Source organism: Microbacterium sp. ZW T2_14, from assembly GCF_044987405.1.
Taxonomy (GTDB): Bacteria; Actinomycetota; Actinomycetes; order Actinomycetales; family Microbacteriaceae; genus Microbacterium.
On sequence record NZ_JBJDRK010000039.1, the window covers coordinates 11,276 to 27,962 of the forward strand.

General features: G+C 69.4%; 17 protein-coding genes and 4 tRNA genes. 4 read left to right on the plus strand and 17 right to left on the minus strand.

Going from position 1 to position 16,687, the window contains the following annotated elements:
- Window positions 1–19: 19 nt before the first annotated feature.
- The 10 genes from secF to pdxS form a co-directional block, all read right to left on the minus strand.
- On the minus strand, window positions 20–1,012 hold the full coding sequence (secF, locus tag ACI3KY_RS13650) for a protein translocase subunit SecF (RefSeq protein WP_194415415.1): 993 nt from the start codon (window positions 1,010–1,012) through the stop codon (window positions 20–22).
- Window positions 1,012–2,736, minus strand: coding sequence for a protein translocase subunit SecD (gene secD, locus ACI3KY_RS13655; RefSeq protein WP_404930707.1), 1,725 nt, complete (start codon window positions 2,734–2,736; stop codon window positions 1,012–1,014). Before secD ends, secF begins: the two co-directional genes overlap by 1 nt.
- A gap of 43 nt (window positions 2,737–2,779) precedes the next feature.
- The gene (gene yajC / locus ACI3KY_RS13660; RefSeq protein ID WP_404930708.1) at window positions 2,780–3,241 is read right to left on the minus strand and encodes a preprotein translocase subunit YajC; all 462 of its coding nucleotides are present in this window, start codon (window positions 3,239–3,241) and stop codon (window positions 2,780–2,782) included.
- Window positions 3,242–3,325: 84 nt separating this feature from the next.
- Window positions 3,326–4,351, minus strand: coding sequence for a Holliday junction branch migration DNA helicase RuvB (ruvB, locus tag ACI3KY_RS13665; RefSeq protein WP_194415412.1), 1,026 nt, complete (start codon window positions 4,349–4,351; stop codon window positions 3,326–3,328).
- Window positions 4,344–4,970, minus strand: coding sequence for a Holliday junction branch migration protein RuvA (gene ruvA / locus ACI3KY_RS13670; RefSeq protein WP_404930709.1), 627 nt, complete (start codon window positions 4,968–4,970; stop codon window positions 4,344–4,346). The genes ruvB and ruvA overlap by 8 nt, the downstream gene beginning before the upstream one ends.
- Window positions 4,971–5,046: 76 nt before the next feature.
- Window positions 5,047–5,625 (minus strand): crossover junction endodeoxyribonuclease RuvC, encoded by a 579-nt coding sequence (gene ruvC / locus ACI3KY_RS13675; protein WP_404930710.1) that lies wholly within the window; start codon window positions 5,623–5,625, stop codon window positions 5,047–5,049.
- Window positions 5,626–5,690: 65 nt separating this feature from the next.
- Window positions 5,691–6,452: a YebC/PmpR family DNA-binding transcriptional regulator gene (locus ACI3KY_RS13680; RefSeq protein ID WP_404930711.1), complete on the minus strand. Its 762-nt coding sequence runs from the start codon at window positions 6,450–6,452 to the stop codon at window positions 5,691–5,693.
- Between the two features lie 127 nt (window positions 6,453–6,579).
- Complete coding sequence (locus ACI3KY_RS13685; RefSeq protein ID WP_404930712.1) at window positions 6,580–7,101, minus strand: hypothetical protein; 522 nt, start codon at window positions 7,099–7,101, stop codon at window positions 6,580–6,582.
- Between the two features lie 37 nt (window positions 7,102–7,138).
- Window positions 7,139–7,744, minus strand: a complete 606-nt coding sequence (gene pdxT / locus ACI3KY_RS13690) for a pyridoxal 5'-phosphate synthase glutaminase subunit PdxT (protein WP_404930740.1) — start codon at window positions 7,742–7,744, stop codon at window positions 7,139–7,141.
- On the minus strand, window positions 7,738–8,625 hold the full coding sequence (gene pdxS / locus ACI3KY_RS13695; RefSeq protein ID WP_194415407.1) for a pyridoxal 5'-phosphate synthase lyase subunit PdxS: 888 nt from the start codon (window positions 8,623–8,625) through the stop codon (window positions 7,738–7,740). The genes pdxT and pdxS overlap by 7 nt, the downstream gene beginning before the upstream one ends.
- A gap of 129 nt (window positions 8,626–8,754) precedes the next feature.
- On the opposite strand from pdxS, the gene ACI3KY_RS13700 reads away from it, so the two are divergent.
- Complete coding sequence (locus ACI3KY_RS13700; RefSeq protein WP_404930713.1) at window positions 8,755–10,098, plus strand: aminotransferase class I/II-fold pyridoxal phosphate-dependent enzyme; 1,344 nt, start codon at window positions 8,755–8,757, stop codon at window positions 10,096–10,098.
- A gap of 7 nt (window positions 10,099–10,105) precedes the next feature.
- Entirely contained in the window at window positions 10,106–10,957 is an 852-nt protein-coding gene (gene pdxY, locus ACI3KY_RS13705; protein ID WP_404930714.1) for a pyridoxal kinase PdxY, read from the plus strand.
- Window positions 10,958–11,021: 64 nt separating this feature from the next.
- Here pdxY and ACI3KY_RS13710 read toward each other — a convergent pair whose 3' ends face one another.
- Both ACI3KY_RS13710 and thrS read right to left on the minus strand, forming a co-directional pair.
- Complete coding sequence (locus tag ACI3KY_RS13710) at window positions 11,022–11,591, minus strand: HIT family protein (protein ID WP_404930715.1); 570 nt, start codon at window positions 11,589–11,591, stop codon at window positions 11,022–11,024.
- Window positions 11,592–11,725: 134 nt separating this feature from the next.
- The gene (gene thrS, locus ACI3KY_RS13715; protein ID WP_404930716.1) at window positions 11,726–13,720 is read right to left on the minus strand and encodes a threonine--tRNA ligase; all 1,995 of its coding nucleotides are present in this window, start codon (window positions 13,718–13,720) and stop codon (window positions 11,726–11,728) included.
- A 164-nt stretch (window positions 13,721–13,884) separates the two neighbouring features.
- Here thrS and ACI3KY_RS13720 point away from each other — a divergent pair, with 164 nt between their 5' ends.
- Window positions 13,885–14,097, plus strand: a complete 213-nt coding sequence (locus ACI3KY_RS13720) for a KTSC domain-containing protein (RefSeq protein ID WP_404930717.1) — start codon at window positions 13,885–13,887, stop codon at window positions 14,095–14,097.
- 42 nt (window positions 14,098–14,139) lie between these two features.
- Here the strand turns inward: ACI3KY_RS13720 and ACI3KY_RS13725 are convergent.
- The 3 genes from ACI3KY_RS13725 to ACI3KY_RS13735 all read right to left on the minus strand — a co-directional run bounded on the left by ACI3KY_RS13725 (window position 14,140) and on the right by ACI3KY_RS13735 (window position 14,437).
- Window positions 14,140–14,214: transfer RNA gene (locus tag ACI3KY_RS13725), tRNA-Val, on the minus strand.
- A 26-nt stretch (window positions 14,215–14,240) separates the two neighbouring features.
- Window positions 14,241–14,311: transfer RNA gene (locus tag ACI3KY_RS13730), tRNA-Cys, on the minus strand.
- A 53-nt stretch (window positions 14,312–14,364) separates the two neighbouring features.
- Window positions 14,365–14,437, minus strand: a tRNA-Gly gene (locus ACI3KY_RS13735).
- Window positions 14,438–14,592: 155 nt separating this feature from the next.
- Between ACI3KY_RS13735 and ACI3KY_RS13740 the strand changes: the two genes are divergently transcribed.
- Window positions 14,593–14,668 (plus strand) — tRNA-Val (locus tag ACI3KY_RS13740).
- 42 nt (window positions 14,669–14,710) lie between these two features.
- On the opposite strand, the gene ACI3KY_RS13745 is transcribed toward ACI3KY_RS13740, so the two are convergent.
- Window positions 14,711–15,238, minus strand: a complete 528-nt coding sequence (locus ACI3KY_RS13745; protein ID WP_404930718.1) for a type II toxin-antitoxin system PemK/MazF family toxin — start codon at window positions 15,236–15,238, stop codon at window positions 14,711–14,713.
- Window positions 15,239–15,358: 120 nt separating this feature from the next.
- Entirely contained in the window at window positions 15,359–16,627 is a 1,269-nt protein-coding gene (locus tag ACI3KY_RS13750) for an ammonium transporter (RefSeq protein ID WP_404930719.1), read from the minus strand.
- Window positions 16,628–16,687 lie beyond the last annotated feature (60 nt).

Consider the following 16,687-nt stretch of genomic DNA (forward strand, 5'->3'; position numbering starts at 1 on the left):
ACGCCCGGGCGGCGAGGGCTCAGGCCGGCGTGCCCGCCAGCTCACGTGCGGCCACGACACGCGTGTCGCGGGTCCTGATGGCCGGCTCGTTCTCACGCAGCAGCGAGTACAGCGGCGCGGCGACGAAGATCGTCGAGTACGCGGCCACGATCGTGCCCACGAAGATCGACAGCGACAGGTCGGTGAGGGTCTGCGCACCCGCCCAGATGAGGCCGATGAACAGGATCGCCCCGGTGGGCAGGATCGCCACGATCGTCGTGTTGATCGAGCGCACGAGCGTCTGGTTGACCGCGAGGTTCACGGACTCGCCGAACGTGCGTCCGGAGACCTCGCCGTCCTCGCTGGTGTTCTCCCTGATCTTGTCGAACACCACCGTCGTGTCGTACAGCGCATACGAGAGGATCGTCAGGAAGCCGATCACGGCGGCCGGCGAGATCTCGAAGCCGAACAGCGCGTACACGCCGATCGTGATGACCAGCACGTCGACCAGGCCGATGATGGCCGAGACCGACATCTTCCAGGTGCGGAAGTACAGCGCCAGGATGATGAACGTCAGGGCGAGGAAGATCGCCAGACCCCAGAGCGACTGACGGGTGACGTCGGCCCCCCAGCTCGGGCCGATGAACGCGTAGCTGACTTCGCTCTCGGGCACGTCGTAGGCCTCGGCGAGGGCCGCCGAGATCTCGCGGCTCTCGGCATCCGTCACCTGATCCGTCTGGACCCGCACCGCGTCGTCACCGATCGTGACGACCTTCGTCGTCGCATCGGGGACGACGCCGATGACGGCATCGGTCGCGAGCGACTGGTCGACGGGCGATGCCACGCCGCTCACCGTGAACTGGGATCCGCCGGTGAACTCGATCGAGAACTGGATGGGACGGAACAGCGGCACGAGGGCCGAGCCGACGACGAGGATGGCGGCGATGAGGAACCACAGCCGACGCCGCCCCACGAAGGGGAAAGAGGTCTTGCCGGTATAGAGGTCGTTGCCGAGCTGGCTCATGGAGCGCATCAGTCGTCTCCCTCCTTGACGGTCGTGCCGGGTTTCGCGTTGTCGGCGGCGGCCAGTTCGGCCTGCTTCCGCTCGGCGATCGTCTGGCGGCGGACGGCTTCGGCGCGCGACTTGGCGTTGCGTCGACCCGCGGCGCCGGTGGCGAGCACGGGTTCCCGGAACTGGGCGCGGCCGCGGTACACCGCTCCGAGCGCCGTCGGGTCGAGCCCGGACAGCGGATGCCCCGACCCGAAGAAACGCGTGCGTGCCAGCAGCTGCAGCACGGGGTGCGTGAACAGGATGAAGATCAGGACGTCGATCGCGGTCGTCAGGCCGAGCGTGAACGCGAAGCCCTTCACCGTCGAGTCGGCCAGGATGTACAGCACGACCGCGGCGAGGATGTTGATCGACTTCGAGATGTAGATCGTCCTCTTGGCGCGACCCCAGCCGTCCTCGACGGCCGCGGTGATGGACTTGCCATCACGCAGCTCGTCTCGGATGCGTTCGAAGTACACGATGAATGAGTCCGCGGTGAAGCCGATCGTGACGATCAGACCCGCGACACCGGCGAGCGACAGCCGGAAGCCCATGCGCCAGGCGAGGATGCACAGCGTGACGTACGTCAGCACCGCCATCACCGCCAGCGACGCGATGATGATGAAGCCCAGCGCCCGGTACACGATCAGCGAGTAGATCGCGACGAGGAGCAGACCGATCAGACCGGCGATGAGGCCGATCTGGAGCTGCTGGGATCCGAGGGTCGCGGAGATCGAGTTGGAGCTCTCGACCGTGAAGCTCAGCGGCAGCGCGCCGTACTTCAGCTGGTCGGCGAGCACCTTCGCGCTCTCCTGCGTGAAGCTGCCGGTGATGCTCGGCTTGCCGTCGAGGATCACGCCGTTCATCGACGGCGCGGAGAGGACGTAGCCGTCGAGCACGAACGCGAACTGGTTGAGCGGCGCCTGCGCACCGTACAGGCGCTGGCTGATCTCGCCGAACGTCTGCGTGCCGTCGGCGTCGAACGAGAGGTTGACCGCCCACTGGTTGTTGGTCTGCTGCAGGCCGAAGGTCGCGTCGTCGATCGACGAGCCGTCGAGCTCGACCGGGCCGAGGATGTACTTGACGGTGCCGTCGGCGTCGCACGTGATCAGCGGCTGGTCCGCCGGGGCGTTCGCGGGGTCGTTCGCCGGGTCCGCGCAGTCGTAGGCCGCGAACTGCGCCTGCAGAGCCGGCGTGATCCACGCCGTGTCGCTGCCGTTGGTCGGCGAGGTCGTCGGCGTCGCCTGGAGCGAGGGGTCGGGAGTCGGGTACGGCGTGGCGTTGCCGTCGTCGCCCACGAACGTGTTCGCCGGCTCGCCGGCGTAGAGCACCGCCCGCAGCTGAAGCTGCGCGGACGCCTCGATGCGGTTGCGGGTCTCCTCGTCGGCCTGGCCGGGGATCTGGACGACGATCTGGTTGCCCGCCTGCGTCGTCACCTCGGCCTCGCCGACACCGGAGGCGTCGACGCGCTGACGGATGATCGTGACGGCCTGCTGCATCTGCTCAGGAGTCGGGTCGGCGCCGTCCTCGGTCTGCGCCTCGAGCACGATCTGCGTGCCGCCCTGCAGGTCGAGCGCCAGCGCGGGCGTCCAGGAGCTCTGGCCGAACACGTACACGCCGAGCGCGTTGATGCCGAACAGGATCGCGGTGATCGCGAGAAGTCCGGTCAGCGCGCGCCATGCATGCCGGACGGGAGTGGATGTCGCCACGTCTTTGCTTTCTTGAGAGCCCGAACGGGCGAACGGACGTGCTTCAGCTCTGCGACTTGGTGCCGGGCTCGGCGTCGGGATCGATCTTGTCCTTGCCGGCGGCGGCGGTCTGGTCATCGCTGATCGAAGTGATGTCGCCGTTCGCGACGCCTTCGGCGTACTCGGCGTGGCTCTCCTCGGCGGCGAGGTACTCGTCCTCCGTGACCGTGCCGACCTCGGGGGTCACCACGCGCAGGATCGCCTGGCTGTGCACCTTGATCTGCACGCCGGGCGCGAGCTCGACGATGGCCGGCTGGTCGAGGTTCTCGGCGTCGTACGAGACGATCGTGCCGTAGAGACCGCCCTGCAGCAGCACCTCGGAGCCCGGGACCGTCTGGCGCGCCTTCTGCTCCTGCTCCGCCTTCTGCTTCTGCATGCGGCGGCGGGAGCTCCAGAACATGAAGACGAGGAGCACGACCAGCAGGATGATGAGGCCGTAGTTGCTCAGGAACGTAGCGAAGTCCATGGGAGCTGGAAGCACCTTTCGGAGGAGGCAGCCGCCGAGGGCGGCGATGCCTTGCAGGCGGGGGTGGGCGAGAGCCTCCAGCGATTATAGGTCATCGAATCCCAGCACCGAGTCGGCGGCCGGCACCCCCATGTGGGCGTACGCCTCGGGCATCGCGATCCGCCCGCGGGGGGTGCGTCCCATGAAGCCGATGCGGACGAGGTACGGCTCGACGACGGACTCGATCGTGTCGGCCTCCTCCCCGACGGCGACCGACAGCGTCCCGAGGCCCACCGGCCCGCCGCGGAAACGGCGCACCAGCGCGTCGAGCACGGCCCGGTCGAGCCGGTCCAGCCCGATACGGTCCACGTCGTAGAGGTCCAGGGCGGCGTCCACCGCGGCGATGTCGGCACCGGTCCGGCCGTGCACCACGAGGTAGTCGCGCACCCGGCGCAGGAGGCGATTCGCGATGCGGGGCGTGCCGCGCGAGCGTCGCGCGATCTCGGCGCGCGCGGCCGGGGGCAGGGTGACGCCGATCATCGCCGCGGACCGCTCGATGACCCGCTCGAGCTCTTCGGGCTCGTAGTACTCGAGGTGGGCCGTGAAGCCGAAGCGGTCGCGCAGCGGATTGGGGAGGAGTCCCGACCTCGTCGTCGCGCCGACGAGCGTGAACGGGGCGAGATCCAGCGGGATGCTCGTCGCTCCGGCGCCCTTGCCGACCATGATGTCGATGCGGAAGTCCTCCATCGCGAGGTACAGCATCTCCTCCGCGGAGCGCGCCATGCGGTGCACCTCGTCGATGAAGAGCACCTCGCCCGGCGTGAGGCTCGACAGCAGCGCGGCGAGATCGCCCGCGTGCTGGATGGCCGGACCGCTCGACAGACGCAGTGGGCGGCCGCTCTCGTACGCGACGATCATCGCGAGCGTCGTCTTTCCGAGCCCCGGGGGGCCCGAGAGGAGGATGTGATCGGCCGGACGCTGCTGGATGCGCGCCGCATCGAGCAGCAGCTGCATCTGGCCGCGCACCTTCTGCTGTCCGACGAACTCGGCCAGCGAGGAGGGCCGCAGCGCACCCTCGATGGCGAGCTCGGTCTCGTCGACGGGCTCGCCGGCTTCGCGCACGTCAACCACTCACGGGCTCCTTCCGTGCGGGCCCCAATGCGGCGAGAGTGCGGCGCAGCAGCGCCGGCACCGACGATCGATCGGGGTCCGGGGCGTCCGCCGCGACGGCGTCGACGGCCTCGATCGCGACACGCTCGGACCAGCCGAGTCCGACCAGCGCCTGGACGACCTGTGCGGGGATCGCCGCGGCGGTCGCGGCATCCGTCCCACCCGTCGTGGCGGTCCGCGTCACCGCGATCTTGCCCGCGAGCTGCAGCACGATGAGCTTGGCGGTCTTGGGGCCGATGCCCGAGACGCGGCGGAACGGCGCATCGTCGTCGGCCGCCACGGCGTCGGCGATCTGCGGCACGGTCAGCGTGGCGAGCACCCCCAGCGCGGACTTCGGACCGACGCCGGTCACGCCCAGCAGCAGACCGAACACCGTCAGCTCTTCGCGCGTCTCGAACCCGAACAGCGACAGTGCGTCCTCGCGGACGATGAGTGAGGTGTGAAGGGTCAGGACGTCCCCGAGGTGGGTGCTGCGCGCGACCTGGGGCGTCACGGCCACGTGGAGGCCGACGCCCCCGACCTCGACCACGACCGCATCCGCATCGACGTGCACGGCGGTGCCGCGGACTGAGGAGATCATGGCTCGAGCCTACGATGCGGTTCGGACGTTTGTTCGAGCGACACGCAGCCGCCCCGCAGTGCCGTCGCCGTGCGGCTCACCGGCGCGAGAGGCGCTCCGCGTCGGCCCACGCCCGCTGCGCGGGAGTCAGCGGTCCGGAAGCGGCGCCGGTGGCAGGCGCCCCACGCCACGCGTGGCAGAGCGCCAGCGCGAGGGCGTCCGCGGCGTCGGCCGGCTGCGGCAGCTCCGCCAGCCGCAGCACGCGGGCGACCATGGTCTGCACCTGCCGCTTGTCGGCATTGCCGTAGCCGGTGATCGCGGCCTTCACCTCGGACGGCGTGTGCGTGGCGGCGGCGATGCCGCGCTCCCCCGCGACGAGCAGGGCGATGCCGCTCGCCTGGGCGGTGCCCATCACGCTGGTGCGGTTGTGCTGCGCGAACACGCGCTCCACCGCGACCACATCAGGCTCGTGCGCATCGAGGACGGCGCGGAGCCCTGCGGCGATCAGCGCCAGGCGCTCCTCGATCGGGGAGCCGGGATCGGACCGCACCACGCCCACGTGCACGAGGGTCGCGGAACGGTCCGGGGCGACGTCGACGACGCCCACGCCGCAGCGCGTCAGACCAGGGTCGATCCCCAGGACGCGCAGAAGACCGCGTGAGGTTCCGGATGGCACTCCCCCACGCTAGGCGAGGAGGACGGAAGCCGCGGCCAGGCGCGCCTGGCCGCGGCATCCGAGACTCACTCGTCGTCGTTCTCGAGCTCGGCCTGGACCTCGGCGGTGAGGTCGAAGTTGCTATAGACGTTCTGGACGTCGTCGCTGTCTTCGAGCGCGTCGATGAGGCGGAAGACCTTGCGGGCGGTGTCGGCGTCGACCTCGACCTTGAGGTTGGGGACGAACTCCACGTCGGCCGACTCGTAGTCGATGCCTGCCTCCTGCAGGGCCGTGCGGACCGTCACCAGGTCGGATGCCTCGGTGATGACCTCGAAGCCCTGTGCGTGCGGCTCGATCTCTTCGGCGCCGGCCTCGAGCACGGCCAGCATGACGTCGTCCTCGGTGGTGGTCTCACCGCCCACGACGATGACGCCCTTGCGGGTGAAGTTGTACGCGACGCTGCCCGGGTCGGCCAGCGTGCCGCCGTTGCGGGTGAGAGCCGTGCGCACCTCGGCCGCGGCGCGGTTCTTGTTGTCGGTCAGACACTCGATCATCAGCGCGACGCCGTTGGGACCGTAGCCCTCGTACGTGATGGAGGAGTACTCGACCGACTCGCCGCCGATGCCCGCGCCGCGCTTGATGGCACGGTCGATGTTGTCCTTCGGGACCGAGGTCTTCTTCGCCTTCAGCACCGCGTCGAACAGGGTCGGGTTGCCCTGGAGATCGGGGCCGCCCAGCTTGGCCGCCACCTCGATGTTCTTGATGAGCTTGGCCCACGACTTCGCACGGCGGGAGTCGATGACCGCCTTCTTGTGCTTGGTCGTTGCCCACTTGGAATGCCCGGACATGGTCCTCCTGTATTCACGCTCGTCGGCGGGTCGCGTCGGTCCGCACCCTGGCGCACGAGCACCGCCGACGAACAATTCTATTCCCCGCGACACATCTGGTTCACGATGTGCGGCGCGGAGCGGGCTCCTAGAGCGCGAACTCGAAGCCGAACCGTGAGGACAGCAGCGCGACGAGATCCCGCGGCACCTTCGTGAGATAGGCCGGCGCGGGTGCCAGGGTGTCGGCGGAGCCGATGAAGGGGAAGTAGACCGGCCCCTCGGTCAGCTGCTCCACGCGGTCTCGCACGGCCACGATCTCGCCTCCGACCCGTCGGAGGCTCGGCAGCGTGATCGGCGATGCCAGGCGCAGCGTGTCGCTGATCGGCATCCGCCAGTGCGGCAGCTCGTCGCCGCGACGGGCGCGGGTCTCCTCGCCGAGCGGGCCCAGCACACGCCCCCAGGCGGCGATACCGGGGATGGGGAGGGTCCGGTCCCAGACGAAGAGGGTGTCACCCGGCTCGGTGAATCCGACCAGCTCGTGCGACCACTCGAACCGTCGCTCCTCGGCGGACTTCGGGGCCGACAGCGCGTCCCCGACCACGCCGCGGGACGGGGCGATCATCCAGTAGCGCTCCTCGGGGTGCTCGCGCCACCAGTCGTTGATCGTCATGAGTCAGAATCTACCCCGCCGGGTCGCCCTGGCACGCTCACCGACCGCGGTCGCGCACCATGTCGAGGAAGAGCGCGTGGAAGCGGTGCTCCCCTGTCATCTCGGGATGGAAGGAGGTGCCGAGGAGAGCGCCCTGGCGCACCGCGACGATCCGCCCGTCCTCGAGCACGGCGAGGCGCTCGACGCCGTCGCCGGTCTCCTCGACCAGGGGGGCTCGGATGAACACCGCGTGGACGGGCGGTTCTCCGAGGGCGGGCACATCGAGGTCGACCTCGAACGAGTCCACCTGGCTGCCGAAGGCGTTCCGGCGCACCGTGACGTCCAGGCCGCCGAAGGTCTGCTGACCCGCGATGCCGTCGGTGATGCGGTCGGCGAGCAGGATGAGGCCGGCGCACGTGCCGTACACCGGCATGCCGGCCGCGATCGCGTCGCGCACCGGCTCCCGCATCCCGAACGCGCGCGAGAGCTTGTCGATGACGCTCGACTCGCCGCCGGGGAGCACGAGCCCGTCGATCGCGGCGAGCTCCGCCGGGCGGCGCACCGCCGTCACCTCGGCGCCGAGGTCCGTGAGCACGCGCACGTGCTCACGGACATCGCCCTGCAGCGCGAGGACGCCGACCCGCGGAGCCGCTGTGCTCACCAGCCGCGCTCGGCGAGCCGGTGCGGAGCAGGGAGGTCGGACACGTTGATGCCCACCATCGCCTCGCCGAGCCCGCGCGAGACCTCGGCGATGACCTTGGCGTCGTCGTAGAAGGTCGTGGCCTTCACGATGGCGGCGGCGCGCTGGGCGGGGTTGCCCGACTTGAAGATGCCCGAGCCGACGAAGACGCCGTCGGCTCCCATCTGCATCATCATCGCGGCGTCGGCCGGCGTGGCGACGCCGCCCGCGACGAACAGCACGACCGGCAGCTTGCCGGTCTCGGCGATCTCCGCAACCAGGTCGTAGGGCGCCTGCAGCTCCTTGGCGGCGACGTACAGCTCGTCCTTCGACATCGAGCGCAGGACGTTGATCTCGCTCGTGATCTTGCGGATGTGCTTGGTCGCCTCCGACACGTCGCCGGTGCCCGCCTCGCCCTTCGATCGGATCATCGCGGCGCCCTCGTTGATGCGCCGCAGCGCCTCGCCCAGGTTGGTGGCACCGCAGACGAACGGCACGGTGAAGTTCCACTTGTCGATGTGGTTGACGTAGTCGGCGGGCGAGAGCACCTCGGACTCGTCGATGTAGTCGACGCCCAGCTCCTGCAGGACCTGCGCCTCGACGAAGTGCCCGATGCGGGCCTTGGCCATGACGGGGATCGAGACCGCCTCGATGATCCCATCGATCATGTCGGGGTCGCTCATGCGCGAGACGCCGCCCTGTGCGCGGATGTCGGCCGGCACGCGCTCGAGGGCCATGACGGCGACGGCGCCGGCGTCCTCGGCGATCTTCGCCTGGTCGACGGTGACGACGTCCATGATGACGCCGCCCTTGAGCATCTCGGCGAGGCCGCGCTTGACGCGGTCGGTTCCCGTGTCGGTGGTCACGAGCTTTCCCTTCGATCGGAGGCGCCGGAGCGCAACGGGTGAGGACAATGCGGGTATTGACCTAGGCCAAAAGATAGCATGGGGGGGCTCACCGATCGGCGAGTGACGGACGATCAGCAGGGGCGGCACATGACCCTCGACATCAGCGGGCGATCCGCCTCCGAGATCGCCGACAGCGTGCGCGCGCGCATCGAGCGCGGCGACCTGCTCCCCGGCAGCGCGCTGCCCCCCGTGCGGTCTCTCGCCGACGATCTCGGGGTCAACCGCAACACCGTCGTCGCCGCGTACCGGCAGCTGACCCAGGCGGGCGTGATCGTCACGCGCGGGCGTGGCGGCACGCGCGTGGCCGACCCCTCGCCGGTCGCCCAGGAGGGGTTCGCCGCAGGGAGCGTGCTCCGCGACGTCGGCACCGGCAACCCTGACCCCGAACTCATCCCCGACCTCTCCCCCGCGCTCGCCCGGATGGCCGGCCGCCCCGTGCTCTACGGCGAGCCGGTCATCGACCCCGGCCTCGAGCGCTGGGCGCAGGAGTGGATGCGCGACGGCCTTACGGCGGCCGCCGACCTGCGCCTGACCATCACGAGCGGTGCGGCGGACGCCGTCGAGCGGCTGCTCGCCCAGGCGCTGACGCGCGACGACGCGGTGGCCCTCGAGGATCCCTGCTTCCTCACCAGCATCCATACCGTGCGCATCGGCGGGTATCGCGCTGTCCCGGTGCCGGTGGATGCCGAGGGGATGACGCCCGCAGGACTGCGGGCTGCCCTCGATCAGGGCGTGCGGGCCGTCATCCTCACGCCGCGCGCGCAGAACCCGACGGGAGCGAGCCTGTCGGGTCGCCGCGCCGAGGAACTGCGCGAGGTGCTCAGCGACCACCCGTACGTCCTGGTGATCGAGGACGACCACTTCTCGCTGCTGTCGCAGCAGCCCTTCCATTCCGTCATCGCGCCCGGGCATCGGCGGTGGGCGCTGGTGAGGTCGGTGTCGAAGTTCCTCGGACCCGACATGTGCCTCGCGGTGACGGCATCCGATCCCGAGACCGCCGAGCGGCTCGCCATGCGGCTCACCCCCGGAACGACGTGGGTGAGTCACCTGCTGCAGCGACTGACGCTGGCGTTGCTGACGGATGGCGCCACCCTCGCCGCGATCGAGCGCGCCGGTGCGCACTACGCGGCGCGCAACGCGGCATTCGTGGAGCGCCTCACCGCCGCCGGTGTGCCCGCGGACACGGGCGACGGACTGAACCTCTGGATCCCGCTCCCGGTCCCCGCACGAGCCGTCGCCGAGCAGCTCATGCGAAGGGGATGGCTGGCACGGCCGGGTGACGAGTTCGTGCTCGGCGCGGACGACGCCTCGCCGCGGCTGCGCCTCACCGTGCACGACCTCGACGACCACGACGCAGAGCGGCTCGCCGCCGACGTGGCGGCCGCCGTCCGTGCGGCCGGAGGGCGGCTCGTCACGCGAGAAGTGGCATGATCGAGCGGTGAAGATCCTCTCGATCCAGTCCGCGGTCGCCTACGGTCACGTCGGCAACTCCGCCGCCGTCTTCCCGCTCCAGCGCATCGGCGTCGAGGTCATGCCGGTCTACACGGTGAACTTCTCGAACCACACCGGCTACGGCGCCTGGCGCGGCCCGATGATCAGCCCCGACGATGTGCGCGAGGTGATCCTCGGCATCGAGGAGCGCGGCGTCTTCCCCGAGATCGACGTCGTGCTCTCGGGCTACCAGGGCGGTGAGGGCATCGCCGACGTCATCCTCGACACGGTCGCCCGGGTCCGTGAGGCCAATCCCGCCGCCGTCTACGCGTGCGACCCGGTGATGGGCAACGCGAAGTCGGGATGCTTCGTCGCCCCGGCCATCCCCGTGCTGCTGCGTGAACGCGTCGTGCCCGCCGCCGACATCATCGCCCCCAACCAGTTCGAGCTGGGCTTCCTGACGGGGACCGAACCCGCCGACCTCGCATCCACCCTCGCGTCGGCCGACCTCGCGCGCGTCATGGGGCCGCGCACCGTCCTGGTCACGAGCGTCGAGCGCCCGGATCGTCCCGATGGCACGATCGAGATGCTCGCGGTCACCGACGACGGCGCCTGGATCGTGCAGACCCCGCACATCCCGATGAAAGCCAACGGCTCGGGTGATGTCACGGCCGCGCTCTTCACGGCGCACTACCGCCGCACCGGTGACGCGGCCGACGCGCTGGCGCGGACGACGTCGAGCGTCTACGACCTGCTCGAGCGCACGCACGCGTCAGGCGAGCGCGAGCTGCAGCTCGTCGAATCGCAGGAGGCCTATGCTCACCCGCGCCTGCAGTTCGAGGTCACGCAGGTTCGCTGACGAGCAACGGAGCGGATGCCGCGGGCCGCGGCATCCGCTCCCTCTCCAGGATCTGCTCCCGGTGTCAGTCCTGCCAGGCGTCCGCGACGACGCGGCGCACGTCGCCGAGGAGCTGGGGCAGGGCCTTGGTCTTGGCGATGATCGGGAAGAAGTTCGCGTCGGCCGCCCAGCGCGGCACGATGTGCTGGTGCAGGTGCTCGTCCACGCCGGCGCCGGCCACGTGGCCCTGGTTCATGCCGATGTTGAACCCGTCGCACCGGGACACCTGACGCAGCACGCGCATGCCCTGCTGGGTGAGCGCGCCGATCTCGGCGACCTCTTCCTCTGTCGCCTGGTCGTACGTCGCGATGTGGCGGAACGGGCACACCAGCAGGTGCCCCGAGTTGTAGGGGAACAGGTTGAGCAGGGCGTAGGCCGTGCGGCCGCGGAAGACGATCAGCCCGTCCTCGTCGGACTTGCGGGGCGCCTCGCAGAACGGGCACTCCTTGCGCAGCACCTCGGGGCCCGCCTGGATGTACGCCATCCGGTGGGGCGTCCACAGGCGCTGGAACTCGTCCGGCACGCCGGGGAGCGTTGCGGCGTCGACGAGCGCGGCATCCTCATCGGAGACCGCGCTCGTCGATCCGTCGCTCACGCGCCCTTCGACAGGCTCAGGAACCGTGACTTCGCGTTCGCGACTCCCCGCAAGCGGGTCGTCGCTCACGCGCCCTTCGACAGGCTCAGGAACCGTCACTTCGCGTGCGCGACTCCCCGCAAGCGGGTCGTCGCTCACGCGAAGTCCTCCGCGGTGTTCACCAGGGCATGGGAGGCGATCGCCTCGCGGACGCGGCGCACCGCGTCGGCGATCGGCACGCCGTTCTCCTGGGTGCCGTCGCGGAAGCGGAACGACACGGTGCCGGCGGACTGGTCCTGCGCACCGGCGATGAGCTGCAGCGGCACCTTCTGCGTGGTGTGGGTGCGGATCTTCTTCTGCATGCGGTCGTCGCTGTGGTCCAGCTCAGCGCGCACGCCCTCGGCCTTCAGCTGGTCGATCACCTCGCCGAGGTAGTCCGCGAAGTCCTCGGCGACCGGGATGCCGACCACCTGCACGGGCGAGAGCCACACCGGGAACGCGCCGGCGTAGTGCTCGAGCAGGATCGCGAAGAACCGCTCGATCGAGCCGAAGAGCGCACGGTGGATCATGATCGGCCGCTTCTTCTGGCCGTCGCGATCCGTGTACTCCAGTTCGAAGCGCTCCGGCAGGTTCGGGTCGACCTGCACCGTGGACAGCTGCCAGACGCGGCCGATCGCGTCGCGAGTCTTGAGGTCGATCTTCGGGCCGTAGAAGGCGGCCTCGCCGGGCACCTCGGTGAGCTTCAGGCCGCTCGCCACCGCGACGTTGCGCAGGGCGTTGGTCGAATAGTCCCAGAACTCGTCGGAGCCGATCCACTTCTCCTTCTCGTCGTCCCGCATCGACAGCTCGAGCTCGAAGTCGTCCAGGCCGAAGTCGCGCAGCATCGAGATGACGAACTGCAGGACGTTGGTGGCCTCCTGCTCCAGCTGCTCGGGGGTGACGAACAGGTGGGAGTCGTCCTGCGTGAACCCGCGTACGCGGGTGAGTCCGTGCAGCGCGCCTGACAGCTCGTTGCGGTAGACGGTGCCGTTCTCCGCGAGCCTCATCGGCAGGTCGCGGTAGCTGCGCGCCCGCTCCTTGTAGATGAGGATGTGCATCGGGCAGTTCATGGGCTTCAGGTAGTAGTCCTGACCCTGCTTCGTGATCTCGCCGTTCTCGTCGCGCTCCTCGTCCATCACGATCGGCGGGAACATGCCCTCCTTGTAGGTGACGAGGTGGTTCGAGGTGAGGAACAGGTCCTCCTTCGAGATGTGCGGGGTGTAGACGTAGGTGTAGCCGCCGGCGATGTGCCGCCGTCGCGCGTGCTGCTCCATCTCGCCGCGCACGACGCCCCCGCGGGGGTGCCACACCGACAGGCCCGAGCCGATCTCGTCGGGGAACGAGAACAGGTCGAGGTCCTTGCCGAGCTTGCGATGATCGCGCTTGGCGGCCTCCTCCAGACGGCTCTGGTAGGCGCGCAGTTCGTCCTTCGAGGGCCAGGCGGTGCCGTAGATGCGCTGCAGCTGGGGGTTCTTCTCGCTGCCGCGCCAGTACGCGCCGGCGATGCGCTGGAGCGCCCAGCCGTTGCCGATCATGCGGGTGTTGGGCAGGTGCGGGCCCCGGCAGAGGTCCTTCCACACCGTCTGGCCGTCGCGATCGACGTTGTCGTAGATCGTGAGCTCGCCTGCGCCCACCTCGACCGAGGCACCCTCGGTCTTCTCGGCACCGCCGCCCTTGAGACCGATGAGCTCGAGCTTGAACGGCTCGGAGGCCAGCTCGGCGCGGGCTTCGTCGTCGGTCACGACCCGTCGCACGAATCGCTGCCCCTCGCGGACGATGCGCTGCATCTCCTTGTCGATGGCTTTGACGTCCTCGGGGGTGAACGGATGCTCCACCCCGAAGTCGTAGTAGAAGCCGTCGGTGATGGGAGGACCGATGCCGAGATTCGCCTGCGGGTTGATGCGCTGCACGGCCTGTGCGAGCACGTGTGCGGCCGAATGCCGGAGGATCGCCAGACCGTCCGGGCTGTCGATCGGCACCGGCTCGACAGCATCCGTGTCGTTCACCACCGTCGCGAGGTCTTTCAGCTCGCCGTTCACCCGCAGTGCGACCACGGAGCGGTCGGGGAACAGGGCGAAGCCGTCGGTCGGATAGGACACAGCGTCAGTCACGGAAACTCTCCTGGGAATGGCTCGGATCAAGGCTACTCAGCTTCGGGCGCACGACGCGCCCCGCCCGCTCAGGCGCCGAGCGTTCGCGTGTCGGTCTTCACTGCCGCCGTCGCGGTCGACCAGACGAGTTCCACCCCTCGAGTGTACCCAGTAGCCTGAGCGGGATGCGGCGGCACCACATCGACTCCACGGCGATCGCGTCGGCCGGCTACGACGCCGCCACGGCGATGCTCGAGATCGAGTTCACGTCCGGCGACGTCTACCGCTATTTCGCCGTGCCGCCCTCGATCCACCGCGGACTGCGCGCCGCCGAGAGTGCCGGCCGGTTCTTCCGCGAGCGGATCCGGGACGTCTATCCGTCCGAGCACGTCCGGTGATCCGGGAATGAGAAAACCCCCGGGTGAACCGGGGGTTTCAGGTGGTGCGCGATACTGGGATCGAACCAGTGACCTCTTCCGTGTCAGGGAAGCGCGCTACCGCTGCGCCAATCGCGCCCAAAGGGGCTGTTCAGTTGTCGGCGAGGTGGCGACGGGATTCGAACCCGTGTAAACGGCTTTGCAGGCCGGTGCCTAGCCGCTCGGCCACGCCACCGCGTGTGGTTTGACCCCACGTGCTGTGATCCCTGGAGAGGATCCCTGCACTTGAGCGGATGACGAGACTCGAACTCGCGACCCCAACCTTGGCAAGGTTGTGCGCTACCAACTGCGCTACATCCGCATTTCGTTCCCGGGTTGTTCACCCGGGCACTTGAAAGACTCTAACCGATCCGCGGCGTCCTGCCAAACCAGGCGCGCCCCGCGCGTGTCACCCTGACGTGGTCCGAGGCACGCTCCGGCATCCGGTAGGATCGGTAGTCGTCCCCCTCGGGGAACGGGCGATTGGCGCAGTTGGTAGCGCGCTTCCTTCACACGGAAGAGGTCATCAGTTCGAGTCTGGTATCGCCCACCATATCGGCCCGGTCACGTGAGTGACCGGGCCTTTTTCGTCCCCTCAGCCCCCGACGTTCCAGCCGTAGCGGCGGTGCAGCGCGTCGGCCACGCGCACGAAGCGGTCGAGATCGAGAGCGGATGCCTCGCGGCGCATGCCTCGACGATGCACGCTGTAGAGCTGCTCGATGTCGATCCACGAGGGGCGGCCCTGCGCGTCCCACTCCCCCGGGCCGATGGCGAGGAAGTCCCGGTCGCCGTCGTGCGCCTTGCTGGTCAGGCGGACGGCGTAGACGCGGTCCTCGCTCTGCCGGGCGATCACCAGAACGGGGCGATCCTTCCCTCGACCGTCGTTCTCGGTGTACGGCACCCAGGTCCAGACGATCTCGCCCGCATCGGGATCGCCGTCCCTGTCGGGCGCGTACGTGATCCGCAGTGCGTCGGCCGCAGGCGGCGGCACCTCCACGGTCGCGGCGGGGCCGGTGCGGCTCTCCGCGGGCACGGCACCGGCGGGCGCGTCCGAGGGAGCGGGTCGCCGCCGGGGGCGCAGGATGCCGTTCAGGATGCCGAACAGCCCGTTTCGCTGTGTCACGATCGCCATCCTAGGAGCGGGGACGTCTTCCCCCACACGCGCCGTCGGGTGCCGTGACACGCCGAAGGGGCGCCGCGGCGGGGGGAACCGCGGCGCCCCTTCGGGGCATTGCCGTGCGTGTCAGGCGCGCGCGCCCTCGAGCACGTAGCCTTCCTCGCCGTGGACGACGGTGTCGATGCCGGCGACCTCGTCCTCGTTCTTGACGCGGAAGCCGATCGTCTTCTCGATCGCGAAGCCGATGACGTAGGCGAGCACGAACGAGTACACCAGCACCGACACGGCGGCGATGGCCTGGACCAGCAGCTGGGTGGCGTCCCCGGTCCAGAACAGGCCGGTTGCGGTGGCGAAGAAGCCCAGGTAGAGCGTTCCGATCAGGCCGCCGACGAGGTGGATGCCCACCACGTCGAGCGAGTCGTCGAAGCCCCACTTGTACTTCAGCTCGATCGCCAGGGCGCAGACCGCGCCGGCGATGAGACCGAGGACGATCGCCCAGATCGGGTCGAGCGAGGCGCACGCCGGCGTGATGGCGACGAGACCCGCGACGGCGCCCGAGGCGGCACCGACCGACGTGGGCTTGCCGTCCTTGATCTTCTCGACGACCATCCACGCCAGCAGCGCAGCGGCCGGTGCGGCGATGGTGTTGACGAAGGCCAGGGCGGCGGTGCCGTCGGCAGCCAGCTCCGAGCCGGCGTTGAAGCCGAACCAGCCGAACCACAGCAGGCCGGCGCCGAGGAGCACGAACGGCGGGGTGTGCGGGACGTGGACGCCCTTCTGGAAGCCGAGGCGCTTGCCCAGGACCAGCGCCAGCGCCAGCGCGGCCGCACCGGCGTTGATGTGGACGGCGGTGCCGCCGGCGAAGTCGATCGCGCCGACGCCGAACCACTCCTGCATGCCGTACGTGATCCAGCCGCCGTAGGCGAAGCTGCCGTCGTCGGCGAGGCCGAAGTTGAAGACCCAGCTGGCGACCGGGAAGTAGACGATCGTCGCCCAGATGGCGGCGAAGATCATCCACGAGCCGAACTTGGCGCGGTCGGCGATGGCGCCCGAGACGAGCGCGACGGTGATGATGGCGAACGTGGCCTGGAACGCGACGAAGGCCAGGGGCGGGTACGCCGCACCGTCCGGCACCTCGAGCAGGCCCTTGAGCCCGATGGCGGACCAGTCGATCGACCACGGCGGGATGAGGCCGTCAGAGCCCGGGAACGCGATCGCATAGCCGTAGACGACCCACAGGACGCCGATGAGGCCCATCGCGCCGAAGCTGAGCATCATCATGCTGATGACGCTCTTCGCCTTCACGAGACCGCCGTAGAAGAACGCGAGTCCTGGCGTCATCAACAGGACGAGCGCCGCGCATATCAGGATGAATGCGGTGTTGCCTTGATCCATCTCGAAGAGAACCTCTCTGCAGGGACGCAGGTATAGCGTCGGGTCCCCTCAGTGTGACTA